At 60.0% G+C, this 15,354-nt stretch carries 16 protein-coding genes; 9 read left to right on the top strand and 7 right to left on the bottom strand.

What is annotated here, in order from left to right:
- Positions 1-351 precede the first annotated feature (351 nt).
- The 4 genes from purL to grxD all read left to right on the top strand — a co-directional run bounded on the left by purL (position 352) and on the right by grxD (position 3,944).
- Positions 352-2,517, top strand: coding sequence for a phosphoribosylformylglycinamidine synthase subunit PurL (gene purL, locus BV911_RS06555; protein ID WP_086052803.1), 2,166 nt, complete (start codon positions 352-354; stop codon positions 2,515-2,517).
- A gap of 71 nt (positions 2,518-2,588) precedes the next feature.
- Positions 2,589-3,068 (top strand): pyridoxamine 5'-phosphate oxidase family protein, encoded by a 480-nt coding sequence (locus BV911_RS06550; RefSeq protein ID WP_086052802.1) that lies wholly within the window; start codon positions 2,589-2,591, stop codon positions 3,066-3,068.
- Positions 3,069-3,260: 192 nt separating this feature from the next.
- Positions 3,261-3,503, top strand: a complete 243-nt coding sequence (locus tag BV911_RS06545) for a BolA family protein (RefSeq protein ID WP_086052801.1) — start codon at positions 3,261-3,263, stop codon at positions 3,501-3,503.
- A 75-nt stretch (positions 3,504-3,578) separates the two neighbouring features.
- Positions 3,579-3,944 carry a Grx4 family monothiol glutaredoxin gene (gene grxD / locus BV911_RS06540; RefSeq protein WP_086052800.1) on the top strand — a complete coding sequence of 122 codons (366 nt, stop codon included), beginning with the start codon at positions 3,579-3,581 and terminating at the stop codon, positions 3,942-3,944.
- A gap of 18 nt (positions 3,945-3,962) precedes the next feature.
- Here the strand turns inward: grxD and BV911_RS06535 are convergent, their stop codons facing one another.
- Together BV911_RS06535 and BV911_RS06530 are read right to left on the bottom strand one after the other, a co-directional pair.
- A complete protein-coding gene (locus tag BV911_RS06535) occupies positions 3,963-4,499 on the bottom strand; it encodes a cell division protein ZapA (protein WP_086052799.1) in 537 nt (178 codons plus the stop codon).
- On the bottom strand, positions 4,492-5,151 hold the full coding sequence (locus tag BV911_RS06530; RefSeq protein ID WP_086052798.1) for a hypothetical protein: 660 nt from the start codon (positions 5,149-5,151) through the stop codon (positions 4,492-4,494). The genes BV911_RS06535 and BV911_RS06530 overlap by 8 nt, the downstream gene beginning before the upstream one ends.
- A 333-nt stretch (positions 5,152-5,484) precedes the next feature.
- On the opposite strand from BV911_RS06530, the gene tkt reads away from it, so the two are divergent.
- The 3 genes from tkt to BV911_RS19750 all read left to right on the top strand — a co-directional run bounded on the left by tkt (position 5,485) and on the right by BV911_RS19750 (position 9,065).
- On the top strand, positions 5,485-7,467 hold the full coding sequence (gene tkt / locus BV911_RS06525; RefSeq protein ID WP_371587937.1) for a transketolase: 1,983 nt from the start codon (positions 5,485-5,487) through the stop codon (positions 7,465-7,467).
- 240 nt (positions 7,468-7,707) lie between these two features.
- Positions 7,708-8,709, top strand: a complete 1,002-nt coding sequence (gap, locus tag BV911_RS06520) for a type I glyceraldehyde-3-phosphate dehydrogenase (RefSeq protein ID WP_086052899.1) — start codon at positions 7,708-7,710, stop codon at positions 8,707-8,709.
- Between the two features lie 38 nt (positions 8,710-8,747).
- Positions 8,748-9,065 carry a DUF1127 domain-containing protein gene (locus tag BV911_RS19750; RefSeq protein WP_086052796.1) on the top strand — a complete coding sequence of 106 codons (318 nt, stop codon included), beginning with the start codon at positions 8,748-8,750 and terminating at the stop codon, positions 9,063-9,065.
- A 71-nt stretch (positions 9,066-9,136) separates the two neighbouring features.
- Here BV911_RS19750 and coaD read toward each other — a convergent pair whose 3' ends face one another.
- From coaD to BV911_RS06495, 4 genes are all read right to left on the bottom strand, one after another.
- Complete coding sequence (gene coaD / locus BV911_RS06510; protein ID WP_086052795.1) at positions 9,137-9,631, bottom strand: pantetheine-phosphate adenylyltransferase; 495 nt, start codon at positions 9,629-9,631, stop codon at positions 9,137-9,139.
- Between the two features lie 104 nt (positions 9,632-9,735).
- Positions 9,736-10,170, bottom strand: a complete 435-nt coding sequence (locus tag BV911_RS06505; RefSeq protein WP_086052794.1) for a CBS domain-containing protein — start codon at positions 10,168-10,170, stop codon at positions 9,736-9,738.
- Between the two features lie 213 nt (positions 10,171-10,383).
- On the bottom strand, positions 10,384-11,037 hold the full coding sequence (locus tag BV911_RS06500; RefSeq protein ID WP_139840047.1) for a hypothetical protein: 654 nt from the start codon (positions 11,035-11,037) through the stop codon (positions 10,384-10,386).
- Between the two features lie 235 nt (positions 11,038-11,272).
- Positions 11,273-11,872 (bottom strand): lytic transglycosylase domain-containing protein, encoded by a 600-nt coding sequence (locus tag BV911_RS06495; protein WP_371587913.1) that lies wholly within the window; start codon positions 11,870-11,872, stop codon positions 11,273-11,275.
- A 177-nt stretch (positions 11,873-12,049) separates the two neighbouring features.
- Between BV911_RS06495 and ssb the strand changes: the two genes are divergently transcribed.
- Both ssb and BV911_RS06485 read left to right on the top strand, forming a co-directional pair.
- Entirely contained in the window at positions 12,050-12,589 is a 540-nt protein-coding gene (ssb, locus tag BV911_RS06490) for a single-stranded DNA-binding protein (protein ID WP_086052792.1), read from the top strand.
- Between the two features lie 411 nt (positions 12,590-13,000).
- Positions 13,001-14,635, top strand: coding sequence for an MFS transporter (locus BV911_RS06485; protein WP_086052791.1), 1,635 nt, complete (start codon positions 13,001-13,003; stop codon positions 14,633-14,635).
- 22 nt (positions 14,636-14,657) lie between these two features.
- Here the strand turns inward: BV911_RS06485 and BV911_RS06480 are convergent, their stop codons facing one another.
- Entirely contained in the window at positions 14,658-15,056 is a 399-nt protein-coding gene (locus tag BV911_RS06480) for a RidA family protein (RefSeq protein ID WP_086052790.1), read from the bottom strand.
- Positions 15,057-15,354: the final 298 nt, after the last annotated feature.

The raw sequence follows: 15,354 nt of genomic DNA, 5'->3' as shown, positions 1-15,354 counted from the left end.
GTCAGTGCATACCTGTCATGCTGTCTTTGCGGCATGTTTATCCTTGATTGCCCAACCTTGCGTGACTAGTTCGGGGTCAGAAGAGTGAAGTAATCCTTCCTTTTCTACCTCCCTGTTGGACTTAGGCCGAGCATTGTCTCGGCCTTTTTTTTGCGCCACGCACCCTGCCCGCGCTTCATGCACGGTTTCTACGCAGTGGACCGCATCCATTTGAGGCAGTTTTTTAACAGCTGACAGCCACATTCCTGCGGGCCAGATCATACGCTTGACTGGGCACGCGCCGATTTGCGCTTTGCCCTTGGCCCTCCCATGTCATAAGAAGCCCCCGTCATAACCAGAACGGGTCCCAAGATGCCGCTTTCCGAGCCCCAGATCACCGAAGACCTTATCGCCAGCCACGGGATCAATCCCGAAGAGTATGCGCGCATCCTCGACCTGCTTGGCCGCGTACCCAGCTTTACCGAGTTGGGGATTTTTTCCGCCATGTGGAACGAGCATTGCTCCTATAAATCGTCGAAGAAATGGCTGCGCACCCTGCCAACCACCGGACCGCAAGTGATTTGTGGGCCGGGTGAGAATGCGGGGGTGGTGGATATCGGCGATGGACAGGCCATCGTGTTTAAGATGGAAAGCCACAACCACCCGTCTTACATTGAGCCCTATCAAGGCGCAGCAACCGGTATGGGCGGGATCCTGCGCGACGTCTTTACCATGGGCGCCCGCCCGATCGCGGCGATGAATTCGCTTAGCTTTGGCGAAAAGTCCCACCCGAAGACCTCGCAGCTTGTTCATGGCGTCGTGGCGGGCATCGGCGGTTACGGCAATTGCTTTGGCGTCCCCACCGTTGGCGGCGAAGTGCGCTTTCACGCCGCGTATAACGGCAACTGTTTGGTCAATGCCTTTGCAGCGGGCCTCGCGGATGCCGATGCGATTTTTTACTCGGCGGCGTCCGGCGTCGGCATGCCCGTCGTCTATCTTGGTGCAAAAACCGGGCGTGATGGCGTCGGCGGCGCGACCATGGCCAGCGCTGAATTTGACGACACCATCGAAGAAAAGCGCCCCACCGTGCAAGTCGGCGATCCGTTCACCGAAAAATGCCTGATGGAAGCCTGCCTTGAGCTGATGCAGACCGGGGCGGTGATTTCCATCCAAGACATGGGCGCCGCCGGCTTGACCTGCTCGGCGGTCGAAATGGGCGATAAGGGCAACCTTGGCATTCACCTGATCCTTGATCAGGTGCCAGTGCGTGAAAATGCCATGTCGGCCTACGAGATGATGCTGTCGGAAAGCCAAGAGCGAATGCTCATGGTCCTGAACCCCGACCGCGAAGATCTGGCCCGGGCCGTCTTTGATAAATGGGACCTCGACTTTGCCATCGTCGGCCACACCATTGCCGAGGACCGCTTCCTTGTGGAACTGAACGGCGAGATCAAAGCCGATCTGCCGCTAAAAGCCCTGTCCGGCACGGCGCCAGAATATGACCGCCCTTGGGTGGAAACCCCGGCCCCAGAGGATATGGAGCCGATCCCAGAGGTTGATGCGATCGACGCGTTGACCGCGCTGCTGTCCAGCCCCAACTATGCCTCCAAGCATTGGGTCTATGAGCAATATGACCAATCTGTCATGGGCGACACCATTCGCACTCCCGGCCTTGGGGCGGGCTTGGTGCGGATCCACGGAACCAACAAAGCCGTGGCCTTTACCAGCGATGTGACCCCGCGCTACGTGCTTGCCAATCCCTATGAGGGCGGCAAACAGGCCGTGGCCGAAGCCTATCGCAACCTCAGCGCCGTAGGCGCATTGCCGTTGGCCTCGACCGACAACCTGAACTTTGGCAACCCGGAAAAGCCGCAGGTCATGGGCCAGTTCGTCGGCGCGATCCGCGGCATCGGCGAGGCCTGTCTGGCCCTCGACATGCCCATCGTGTCGGGCAATGTCAGCCTCTATAATGAAACCGACGGCACCGCCATTTTGCCCACCCCGACCATCGGCGCAATCGGCCTGCTGGAGGATGCCAGCCAAGTGATCGGCACCGCCCCCAACGCAGGCGATCTTGGCCTCGTTATCGGCGACAGCCATGGCCATCTGGGGCAGTCGGCGCTGTTGGCCGAGGTGTTCAACCGTGAAGACGGTGACGCGCCAACGGTCGATCTGGAAGCCGAGCGGCGCCATGGCGAATTCCTGCGCGCCAACCGTCACCTAATCACGGCTGCAACCGACCTATCCGATGGCGGCCTCGCCATGGCGGCGTTTGAAATGGCCGAAGCTGGCGACATTGGCATCACGCTGGATGCGGCAAACATGGCCGAGCTTTTTGGTGAAGATCAGGCGCGCTATCTTGTGTCCTGCATATTCGATGCCGCTGAAGGCCTGTTTGTGGCGGCGGCGCAGGCTGGCGTGTCCATTCATGCGGTGGGCCGGTTCGGCGGCGACAAGGTGCGCATGGGCGGATCGGAAGCCGATCTGACGGTCTTGCGCGACCTCTATCGCACCAGCTTTGCGGCCTCGGTCACCTGACCAAAGCCCTCCGGAACAAATCCCTCTGCCCATGGTTGAACCCCCAACACCATGGACAGAGGAGCACATTAATGACCGATCTGAAACACGAGTTCTGGGATCGAATGAGCAAGGTCCGGGCCGGAATGCTTGGGATCAAAAGCCAAAACCGGCTGGTCGCCATGTCGCCGCAGATCGACGCTGATCATCCCGGGGATGTGTGGTTCATCACCGCCAAGGGTACCGATTTGGCGGTGGCCGTTGAAACCAGCCCGCAACCGGCCCGACTTGTCATCGCGGATACCAGCACCGGCCTGTACGCCGATGTGTTCGGCACCCTCGCCCATTCCGCTGACCGTGACACCTTGGACGACGTCTGGAACTTCGTCGCCGATGCGTGGTTCGAGGGCGGCCAGACCGATCCGGATGTTCGGCTTCTGCGCTTTACCCCGGCCACTGCCGAGGTTTCGGTCACGCCCGGCGGTGGACCACGTTTTTTATATGAGATCGCCAAGGCCAATATCACCGGCGATAAGCCCGACGCGGGCCATCAGGGTACCGTGACCTTTTAAGTCCTCAGCACAGCTTGGCCTCGCGGCGTGAATACGGCCTGACGGACCCAAGGCCCGGCGATCCCTAGGGCGCCGGGCCTTAATCTTTTGGGGCGCGCTGCAATCGGTCGTGTTGGGAACTGATTGGGAACTGATCTTGCAGCCGCGGCGCGACGGGCCTACATTCAAGGGGCAACGAAGGATCCCCGTACTATGCCCATGCAAGCCCAGGAAATCGAAGCCCTGCTGAAGCAAAGCTTCCCGGACGCCCGGATCACGATCACCGATATGGCAGGCGATGGAAATCATTTTGCAGCCGAGGTCATCGACGAAAGTTTTCGTGGTCTGAACCGGGTGCAACAGCAGCGCGCCGTCTACGCAGCCCTGAAGGGCAAAATGGACGGTGCCAATGGTGATTTGCACGCGCTGGCCCTGACCACAAAAGTGCCGGACTGACGCCCGGACACGTTAGCTATTCCCCCGCTTCCGACTATCGACGCCCGCGTCGCCCGACATCGCAAGGATACCAAGATGACGACTACCGCCGAAGACCAGATCAAGGACACAGTGACCAAGAACGACGTGGTCCTGTTCATGAAAGGGACCAAGTCCATGCCGCAATGCGGGTTTTCCAGCCGCGTTGCCGGGGTCCTGAACTATATGGGCATCGACTATACTGATGTGAATGTCCTTGATAACGCCGACATTCGTCAGGGCATCAAGGACTATTCGGATTGGCCGACCATCCCGCAATTGTACATCAAGGGCGAGTTTGTCGGCGGCTGCGATATCATCACCGAAATGACCCTTTCCGGTGAGTTGGATCAGCTTTTGTCCGCCAAGCAGATCACCTTCGACACCGAAGCTGCCGCGAAAATCCGCGAAGCCAACGCCTAATCTTGAAGCGCGGCGCCCTTAGGACGCCGCGTCTTCCTCGATCTCGTCATCCTCGTCTGATGGCGCGGTCTCGTCACCTTGATCACCGTTTTGATCGTCATCTTGAACACCATTACGGATTGGTGCCGCGTCATGCGACCGGTCGTCGATGTCGGACAACAAGCCTGCCACTTCCACGTCGCCTTCTTCCATTTCTGCCGCTAACGCTTCGGCCCGCGTGGCAAGATCGGCCATGGTTGCGCCAACCGCTGCCGGGATCACTGGCACCTCGACCCGCTGCGGAGGCCGCGACTTCAAGTCCGCAATCAGCGCGTCCCGCCGCGCCACTTGCTCGGTCAGATCGGCCATCTGGTCGTCAATGCCCACGACCTTATCGGCCAGCATCAACCCAGCCATCAGCAGCATTCGGCTTTCCGGCAAGCGCCCGATCTGCTCGGCCATGACCGCAGCCTCGGCGTCCAGAAGTTTTGCCGCCGCTTCCAAGTAAGACTGCTCGCCCTCTTGGCATGCCACCTCGAACACCCGTCCGCCGATGGAAATATTCACTTCAGGCATCTTCAGTTTCCTCTACCAGCGACTTCAGCGCCGCGAGGACGCTGTCGATTTCAGCGCGATCCGCCGCACGGACGGCCTGCAAGGCTTCGATCTCGGCTTTCAAACTGTCATTGACCAGTTCCGGGTCCGGCAATCCGGCTTCATGGAATTCCCGAAGCGCAGCATTGTTGCGGCGCAACTGACCGTTTACTAGTTGCAACTGTTGCAGTGCGATCTCAAGATCGGTGATCCGGCCTTGCATTTCTTCGGTCAATGCCCCCGCCTGCAAGTCACCCAGACGGCCGCTGGCCTGCGCGGCCACCTGCACCCGGGTCAGACCAGCAAGAGCGGCCTTATCGGCCTCGCTCTCTTCTGTGATGGCGGCGACCTTGCCCTGCTCGACCTCAAGCGCTTCGGTCACGGCCTCTACTTCGGTGCGGGCGGATGCCAATTCGTCTTGCAGCACTTCGATCTGCGCTTCGCTCGCGGTCAGGGCCTCGGCCAGACTGTCCCTCTCCTGACGCAGCGCGGCTTGCACTTCGACTGCAGATGTCGATTGTGCCTCCAGCCGCGCTTGTGCGGCCTTTACCGCCGCATGGGTCGCTTGATGCGACTTGCGCATGCGGTCCAGCGCGCCGGTCAGCCGCCGCTCCAGATCGGAAATTTCGGTCATCGGATCTTCCTTCGACTGCCTTGCCACTGCGCCCCGCTGTCCTGTTGCATTCTTTCGGGCCGCACCGGCGAGCCAATCGGTACATCCACGTCGTCTGCTAGGGGCGCGATTCGCCTCAATTTTATCGAATCAGAGAACGGCGATTTGAACAAGCCCCGCCACCGGATTCCTACGAAGACTTGCACTTCTGCGCCCAGTCGTTAAGACGCTGGCGTCAAGCATCCATCATGACACGATGTCCATTCCATAGATGTTCTGCGAATAAAGAACAACAGATCAGGAGCTGCCCCAGTGAACCTACAATCCCTGCGCGAGCGCAACCCAGACCACTGGATGAAAGCTTGCGCCATCCGCACCCTAACCCTTGACGCGGTTGCTGGTGCGAATTCCGGGCACTCAGGTATGCCGATGGGCATGGCCGATGTTGCCACCGTCTTGTTCGAAAAGCACCTGAAGTTTGATGCCGCCGATCCAGCATGGCCCGACCGCGACCGGTTCATCCTGTCGGCTGGGCATGGCTCAATGTTGCTGTATTCGCTGCTGCATCTCACCGGCACCGAAGACATGACCCTCGACCAGATCAAGGCGTTCCGCCAATGGGGTGCTAAGACGGCCGGTCACCCGGAATTCGGTCACGCGGCGGGTATTGAAACCACGACCGGCCCCTTGGGTCAGGGTCTGGCCAATTCCGTCGGGTTCGCCTTAGCCGAAGAAATCCTGCGGGCCCAGTTCGGGCGCAAAGTGGTGGATCACTACACCTATGTCATGGCTGGCGACGGCTGCTTGATGGAAGGCGTAAGCCAAGAAGCCATCGCATTGGCCGGCCGTCAGGAACTGAGCAAGCTGATCGTGTTCTGGGACAATAACGGCATCACCATCGACGGACGGGTCGATATCGCCGACTCCACCGATCAAGTGGCGCGCTTTAAGGCCAGCGGCTGGTCGGTGCATGAATGCGACGGGCACGACCCCGAAGCAATCGACGCTGCGATCGTCGCTGCCAAGAAGACCGCGCAACCGTCGATGATCGCGTGTAAAACCCATATCGCCATCGGATCCGCCGCGCAGGATACGCCGAAAGGCCACGGGGCGTTGACCGACGCGAAAGTCGTTGCCGACACCAAAGCCGCTTACGGCGTCGACTGGCCCGCCTATCACGTCCCTGCGGACATCAAAGCCCAGTGGGAAGCAATCGGCCAACAAGGCGCTGCTGCCCGCGCCGACTGGCAAGACCGCTTTGCGGCCCTGTCCACAGCGCGCCAAGCTGAATTCACCCGTATGATGTCGGGCGGCGCCCCCAAGCGCCTGTCCGCGACCATCAAGGCGTTGAAGAAAACCTTTGCCGAGACCAAGCCCGCCGTCGCCACACGTCGGTCGAGCGAAATGGTGCTCGAAGCGGTCAATCCGCTGATGAAGGAAAACGTTGGCGGTTCGGCGGACCTGACCGGATCGAACAACACCAAGACCGCGGATCTGGGTATTCATCTGCCCGAGTCGCGCGACGGCCGCTATATTCACTATGGCATCCGCGAGCACGGCATGGCGGCGGCGATGAACGGCATGGCCCTGCATGGCGGCCTGCGGGCCTATGGCGGCACTTTCATGTGCTTCACCGATTACGCGCGCCCCTCCATGCGCTTGTCGGCCCTAATGAAGCTGCCCGTGACCTATGTCATGTCCCATGACAGCATCGGTCTGGGCGAAGATGGCCCGACCCACCAGCCGGTCGAGCATCTGGCAATGCTGCGCGCCACGCCCAACATGAACGTCATCCGTCCTGCCGACGCCGCTGAAACGGCCGAAGCGTGGGAGCTGGCGCTGACCAGCATGGAAACACCGACAGTTCTGGTCGTCTCGCGCCAGAACCTGCCGACCCTTCGGACCGAGTACAAGACCGCCAACATGGTCTCCAATGGCGCCTATGTTCTGGCCGAAGCAACCGGCAAGCGCGAAGCCATTTTGCTGGCAACCGGGTCGGAAGTGGCCATCGCCATGGCCGCCCGCGACCTGCTTGAGGCCGACGGCATCGGCACCCGGGTCGTCTCCATGCCATGCTGGGAACTGTTCGAAGCCCAGCCCGAAACCTATCGCCGCCGGGTTCTGCCCGCAGGCCCGGTTCGGGTTGCGGTCGAAGCCGCTGTGCGGTTCGGCTGGGACCAGTGGCTGTTTGGCGAACGTGGCCGCCGTGACAAGGGCGCCTTCGTCGGCATGGACGGCTTCGGCGCATCGGCCCCGGCAGATGTGCTTTACAAAGAGTTTGGCATCACCGCAGAGAACGTGGCCAACAAAACCCGCGCGTTGCTTGGCAAAGGCTGACACCAGCCCTCAGTGATCAGACTACAGACGGGTGCCTGCGAAATCAGGCGCCCGTTTTGCGTTTCGGGACCGCGCCAGATGTGTCGCCATGGCCGGTTCACCACAGCAGTCATCGCGAAGAATTGTAGCTCGCCCTGCCGCTGCCTGTCACAGGACGGCCTCGCGGTCTTGACCGTCCACTGGAAATCAGCCAGTTGGCTAGGGTCGGCCCGATCGGGCAGGATTCCAATGGAGGACATGATGACCGTCAAACTAGCCATCAACGGATTTGGGCGCATTGGCCGCAACGTGCTGCGCGCCATCGTCGAAAGCGGCCGCACCGACGTACAGGTTGTGGCTATCAACGACCTCGGTCCAGTTGAAACCAACGCTCACCTGCTGCGCTATGACAGTGTCCATGGCCGCTTCCCCGGTCAGGTCAAGGTTGACGGCGATACCATCGATATTGGCTACGGCCCGATCAAGGTTACGGCGATCCGTGATCCGCGCGAATTGCCTTGGGGCGACATCGACGTGGCGCTGGAATGCACCGGCATCTTCACCGCCCGCGACAAGGCCGCAATTCACCTTGAGAACGGCTCCAAGCGGGTACTGATCTCGGCCCCCGGCGCCAATGCCGACAAGACCGTCGTCTTCGGCGTCAACGACAGTGTGTTGACCGCCGATGACCTGGTGGTCTCGAATGCGTCCTGCACCACCAACTGCCTCAGCCCAGTGGTCAAAGTTCTGAACGACGCCATCGGCATCGAGTGGGGCTTCATGACCACGATCCACAGTTACACTGGCGACCAGCCGACGCTCGACACCATGCACAAGGATCTCTATCGCGGCCGCGCCGCAGCCATGTCGATGATCCCGACCTCGACCGGTGCTGCCAAGGCAGTCGGTCTTGTGCTGCCAGAACTGAACGGCAAGCTGGACGGCGTTGCGATCCGGGTTCCGACCCCGAACGTGTCGGTTGTCGACCTGACATTCCAGACCCCGCGCGATACGACCGTCGAAGAGATCAACGACGCGATCCGTGCCGCAGCGAACGGTCCGATGAAAGGCATCCTTGCCTACACGGACGAAAGCCTTGTCTCCATGGACTTCAATCACGACCCGCATTCTTCGACCTTCCACACCGACCAGACCAAGGTGATGATGGGCCGCAACTGCCGGATCCTGACATGGTATGACAACGAATGGGGCTTCTCGAACCGCATGGCCGACACAGCCGCTGCGATGGCAAAGTTCCTCTAAAGCCGCAACGCAGCATAACTGACTAAAGAGAAAGCGCCTTGGAAACAGGGCGCTTTTTTATTTGGCGCGCTAAAAAAACTGAAATCCCAGCCATGACATTGCTGCAATGCGGCATTGCCGAACTGTGCGTTGTCCACCGGCACATGGAGGTCCATTTAGAGATCAAAGAGAACAACCAACAACTGGATATCACAATGACCTTCATCACCCGTTTGCAATCCGCAGTCTCCAAGCGCGCTGAGTATCGCCGCACTTTGTCCGAACTGAACCAAATGGACGCCGGCACTTTGAACGACCTCGGCCTGTCGCGGAACCGCCTGCCCGAAATCGCACGCAACGCCGTTTACGGCAACTGATCAATCGATCAGTTTGCGACACCATCACAGCTCGCTCCGCCACGCGCGGAAGCGGGCTGATGTAGGTTTGATTATGATGACAGCCGGGCGATCAATGCGTCGTTGACGGCTGGCGAGACAAATTTTGAGACATCGCCGCCCAGTCGCGCGATTTCTTTCACAAGGCGCGACGCAATCGCCTGATGTTGTGCTTCGGCCATCAAGAACACCGTCTCGATCGTGTCATCGAGAACGCGGTTCATACCAACCATCTGAAATTCATATTCAAAATCTGATACCGCGCGCAATCCGCGGATGATGACCTGCGCCCCCACATCCCGGGCGCAATCAATCAGTAGATTTTCGAACGGATGCACTACGACCTCACATCCCGTTCCCTCAGAGATCGCCGCGCATTCTCCAAGGATCATGGCCACACGCTCTTCCAGCGAAAACAGCGGCCCCTTGTCGCGATTGATCGCGACACCAATGACCAATTTGTCCACCAGAGCACAGCTGCGCCGGATGATATCCTCATGGCCAAGCGTCAACGGATCGAAGGTTCCGGGGTAAAGACCTATACGCATGGGATTCCCCCGAAATCATTAACATTTATGGTCGTCGAGCAACATTATTTCGCGGGACGCGGCGAAGCAAGACCCGCAATTGCGCAATCGTCCCTGAAATTCTGTCAGCGCCCCATGATCATGCCTTCCAGCGCATCCTTTTCCATCGCCAGTTCGGACAACCTGGCCTTGACCACGTCTCCGATCGAAATCAAGCCGATCATCACGTTGTCTTCGACCACCGGCAAATGCCGAAACCGCCCATCGGTCATTTTGCGGAACACATCGTCGCTATCATCGCCGCGTGTGCAGGTGACCGGGTCTTTCGTCATCAGCGAGTCGACGGTGTCGTCCATACATGCAGCGCCCTTTCGTCCCAATTCACGAACGATATCCCGCTCTGACAAAATACCGGCGCAGGCCTTGCCGTCCGGGGACACAATCACCGCACCGATCCGCTTGGAAGACAGCAGTTTCGCCGCCGCCGAGACCGAGCTGCCCGGCACGACGGTAATGACGTCAAAGGCTTCCTTGGAATTGAGAATTTGTTGAACCTGCATGCGATGTCCTCCTGTCGCCTGAGCGGCCGCGTCCCACAAAGGTCGCTGGCGTGCGACCATCCTGTCAAGTCCATTCGGTCATTGGCCATGTGGGTATGTTTATTTCGTGCCGCTCTGGCGTTCCGGGATCTGCACCGCCGCGACCGCGCAGCGAATAAAAAAAGCCCCAGAGTTACGTCTGGGGCTTTGTCTTAATCTGTCTGGCCGCAAGGATCACCGGAGGCGGCGACGCAGTCCGGCCATGGCCCCTGCGGCGGTGAGCAGCAACAGACCCGCTGCGGGCACAGGCACCGCCGGAACGGCAACGCTTTGCAGGAAAAACTGTTCGCGACCACCGTTCTTAATCGGCATGCTCATCGCGAATTTCACCCGATCCGTCGCAGCTAACCCTGCCAGCGAAAAGCCGGACAGAAAGTAGTCAGAGTAGCCATTGCCGGGATTATTGACGGCGGGAATTGGCGTGCCCGCCGGGGCGACGTATTCGGCAAGCAGCCCCCCCCCGACAAGAGACATAGAGAACAGACTGAGGGACTGCGCGCCCTGCCCGCGCGCTTCATTGACGTCGATCTGAATGTTGAACAGGTCGCTCTGCAACACGCCTCGCAAGTTCGAGACCAGATAGTTGGGCGACATGATATTGCTGTAGCTGCCCGGACCACCGCTTGGCAGGGTGGTGAAGCCTTCGGGCAGCAGAACATTCGATACGCAGGACGGGTCCCCGATCACACAAGGTCCCTGCGCACTTTGCTGGATCCCGCCATTGGGCGCCGCTGCCAGCGACAAGGTCGTCACCGCCTGCGCGGCCCCGGCAATAGCCACCCACCCAACAGACAAAAGTGGCAGCACAATAGCCCTGAATGTCGTCATGTTCATCCCTCACCCGTTGCCGCAGAGCACCATGCTCATGCGCCGGATAAGAGATTACCGCCCGCCCTTGTTTTGGGTATAGTTTAATCAAAACACAGGGTTAATGCGCCCGTCATTCAATCAAAAACGGAAACAGTCAAAGGATTTTGATGACGTCGAGGCCGGTAACAGGGTTAAAACGGCCTGCGCGTTGCTAGGCACAGACATCGCAGCCTGCCCAGTCGCCGCACCGGGACTAGCCCGGGTACCCGAGAATCGCCCGCACATAATTTTGCGTCTCGCGATATGGGGGGACCCCGTTGTGTTTTTGAACCGCCCCCGGACCGGCATTGTAGGCAGCCAGCGCCAGTTGCCATGACCCAAACTTGTCGTACTGCTGCCGCAAGTATCGCGCCCCACCCAAAAGGTTCTGCTCCGGATCGGACGGATCGACCCCCAACATCCGCGCCGTATCCGGCATCAGCTGGGCCAGACCCATCGCTCCTTTGGGGGATACCGCCGTGGGGTTCCAGCCGCTTTCTTGCTGCACTAGCCGCACAAACAGAGACTCGGGGATTTTGTGACGCCGCGCCGCAGCTTTCGCGACCGGCAGATACTTGCCGCGATAGATGACCGGTTTGCCGCTGGGCACAAAGATCGCATCCGGCAAATCGGTCTGCGGTTGCAGCCGAGTGGAATAGGAATACTGACTGGCGCCGCGGCTATCCAGAAACTTGGTCTGGGACTTAAAAATGCGATTGCGCGCTTGCGCCGATACCTTTGCGCTGTCCGCATAGGCGCCCGCACCCAGCAACACCGCGAGGACTGCGATCCCCGTGACTATCCTGCCTCTCAAACCATACCCTCGCCTGGCCTTCGTTGCGGCGCTTATAGCGATTTTATCCACCCACGACTAGACCTTGCGACTTTTGCGCACCGGAACCATCCCTTTTTTCGATCCTGCGTGTTGATTCACATGCAACAAGAGGTGTCTATACGCGCTAATTGCTAAGAATCGTCGAAGGGACATCGCATGGCAGGCTCGGTCAACAAAGTCATTCTGGTCGGCAATCTGGGGCGAGACCCGGAAGTCCGCACTTTCCAAAACGGCGGAAAAGTCGTCAACCTGCGGATCGCCACCTCCGAGCGCTGGCGCGACCGCAGCACCGGCGAAAACCGCGAGCGGACTGAATGGCACAGCGTCGCGATCTTCTCAGAACCGTTGGCAAAAATTGCCGAGCAGTATCTGCGCAAGGGCTCGAAAGTGTACCTCGAAGGCCAACTTGAAACTCGCAAATGGCAGGATCAGTCCGGGGCCGACCGCTATAGCACAGAGGTCGTCCTGCGTCCGTTCAAGGGCGAATTGACGATGCTGGACGGCCGTAGCGACGGAGGCAGTGCGGGTGGCGACTACGACTCCGGAAGCGACGATCGCTTCGGCGACAGCCAATCTGGACGCCGAAGTGGTGGCGGTGCCAGCAGTGACGGCGGCCGCGCATCGGGCCCGGCTGGCGGCAGCGCAGGCGGATTTGGCGGCGGTAGCCAGATCGAGGATGACGAAATCCCCTTCTAAGGACAAATAGAACCAAAAAGACTGAAAGCAGGGGCGAAATCCCCTGCTTTTTTTTATAACTAAGCAACATTTGAGAGCGCGCTAATACCGCACTCTCCGGCAGGACCTGGCACGCGGAAATCGCACTGGATTCAGTCACCGCACTTAGCCACACCCGGGTCGATCGCTACTGATTGGAGGAAGCCAACCTTCAAACGGTCCAGTCCCAGACCGGGAATGTGATTCCGCGCAGCAGACGATGGTACGGACCCGCAAAATTCTCTTCACCGTGCTTTTTGCCCCTTGGCGCGCCGCCGCCAAAATCGCACGCTGCAGCCAGACCCGAGCGACACTTGTCGCCCGGTGCCGCCGGTTCCCCCGACAGACCTTTGCGATCTGTCCGGGCCCGGGCGCCTCAGCTAGGAAGCCAGCATGCCGATCTCAGAGACCAGTCAATTTTCACCGTTCAGATACAAAGCGTTTGCTATGATCTGGAGCACAGCACTGGTTTCGAATGTCGGCACGCAATTTCAGCAGGTCGGCGCGGGCTGGATGATGACCAGTCTGACCAATTCTCACGATATGGTGGCGCTGGTACAGGCGGCGGCGACCTTGCCGTTGATGTTGTTCGCCCTGCTGGCTGGCGCGTTGGCGGACAATATTGATCGGCGCAGTATCATGCTGACCGCGCAGGGCTTCATGCTCTGCGCGGCCTGTCTGTTATCGGTGCTGGCTTGGGCCGATCTTCTGACCCCTTGGAGCCTGCTTGGCCTGACCTTTCTACTGGGATGTGGGCAGGCGATGCACAATCCCTCATGGCAGGCCTCGGTCGGGGATCTCGTGCCGCGCAAGGAAATCCCGCAGGCGGTCTTGCTCAATTCCATCGGCTTTAACATGACGCGCAGTTTCGGCCCGGCTTTAGGCGGTCTGATCGTTGCGGCGGCAGGTGTGGCCTCTGCTTTCGCGCTGAATGCCCTCAGTTTCTTGGTGATGCTGGGTGGCTTGTTGTCTTGGCATCCCGAGCCCCGCAAATCCACACTGCCACGCGAGGATATCGGCCGCGCTTTGATGGACGGAATCAGCTATGTCGGCATGTCGCCACATCTGCTGCGCGTCCTGCTGCGCGGCTTTATCTTCGGTGTCGCCGGGATTTCGCTGCTGGCGCTGATGCCGGTGATGGCCCGAGACGTGCTGGATGTGGGCGCCCTGAGCTATGGTCTGATGCTGGGCTTTTTCGGCATCGGCGCCATCCTTGGCGGTGTCGTTAACGCCCGGTTTTTGTCGGCGATGGATACCGAAACCCGGATCCGCATCGGCTTCATCGGCTTCGCCCTGTCGCTGCTTTGGCTCGCGGCCAGTCGCAACCTATGGCTCAGCGCTCCGGCCCTCGCTCTTGCGGGGGGCTGCTGGGTGCTGAACATGTCGCTGTTCAACGTGGTGGTTCAGATGTCCGCCCCCCGCTGGGTGGTGGGGCGCGCGATCTCGTTGTTTCAGACGGCGGTGTTTGGCGGCATGGCCCTTGGGTCGTGGATTTGGGGGGCGCTGTCAGATTCTGTCGGGATCCAATGGTCTTTGGCATTCTCCGGTGTCGCGATGATCGGCGGCGGCCTGATTGGACTGCTGCGGCCCATGCCTGACCCGGCCCGCGAAGACCTCGACCCTCTTGATCGGTTCCGGGAACCTGAGTTGCAACTGGGGCTCGAAGCCCGCAGTGGCCCCATCGCGATCAAGGTCGAATATATCATTCGGCACGAAGACATCGACGAATTTCTATCCCTGATGTCGCAGCGGCGGCGGATCCGATTGCGCGACGGCGCCCATCGCTGGGCCTTGCTGCGGGATCTGGAACAGCCCAACATCTGGACAGAAAGCTACCGGGTGGCGACATGGACCGAGTATCTGCGCCATAACATGCGCCGCACCAAAGCTGATGCGGATGGGATCGACCGAATTCGCCTGTTGCATCAGGGCGAGGCCCCGCCACGCGCCCGGCGGATGATAGAACGCCCCACCGTGCCGCGCCACGATCCCCTGCCCTTGCGGCCCGGCCCCGAGGTGCCGCACTGACCCTTGCGGGTGGCCAGCACGCTTAAGATGCTGGCGGCACCGCAGCGGTCACTTCCACCTCGACCAAAAATGACGTTCGGCTGAAACCGGTCACAATCACCAAGGTCGAGGCGGGCAATCGCGTGACCCCTTCAAGCCAAGCGTCTCGCGCCGTCATATAGCCCGCCATATGCGCCTGATCAGTGACAAAGGCGTTGATCCGGACGACATCGGCGCGGCCTGCCCCGCCTTCGGCAAGGATCGCATCAATATTGGCAAAGCAGATCTCGGCCTGCGCTCGGGCCGATGCCGGGATGGTCCCATCCGCCGCGATCCCCAACTGACCCGATGTCAGAATCAGCCCGAACCCAGCCGGAACCTGCACCCCATGCGTGTACCGGGCGAAGGGCGGGGCAATCGACTTTGGGTTCAACTCTTTCATCACGATCTCCTGTTGTGTTTCCGGCACAGGCCACCAAACCGAAGGCGTCCGCAGCAAAAATTGCCCTTAGTCCGAAAAGCAACGTCCTGACCGCCGAGTTTCTAGGCGACATGCCTCAGGAAAGCATAGTTTCTGGGCGAAAGGCACGCCAATTCATGTACCCTAAGACCGGCTTTTGGTTTCGACGGCAGACCCAAGAGGCCACCATCGTTCACGTGAGGGGCACCGACAGGATCGCGCCCCTGTGCTTTCGGTCGCCGCGGCACTCGCGCGGGTTGCAGATGCCCCCCCCACACAT

Source organism: Pseudoruegeria sp. SK021, assembly GCF_002119405.1.
Taxonomy (GTDB): domain Bacteria; phylum Pseudomonadota; class Alphaproteobacteria; order Rhodobacterales; family Rhodobacteraceae; genus Meridianimarinicoccus.
This window is presented reverse-complemented; position numbering and strand designations above follow the sequence as displayed.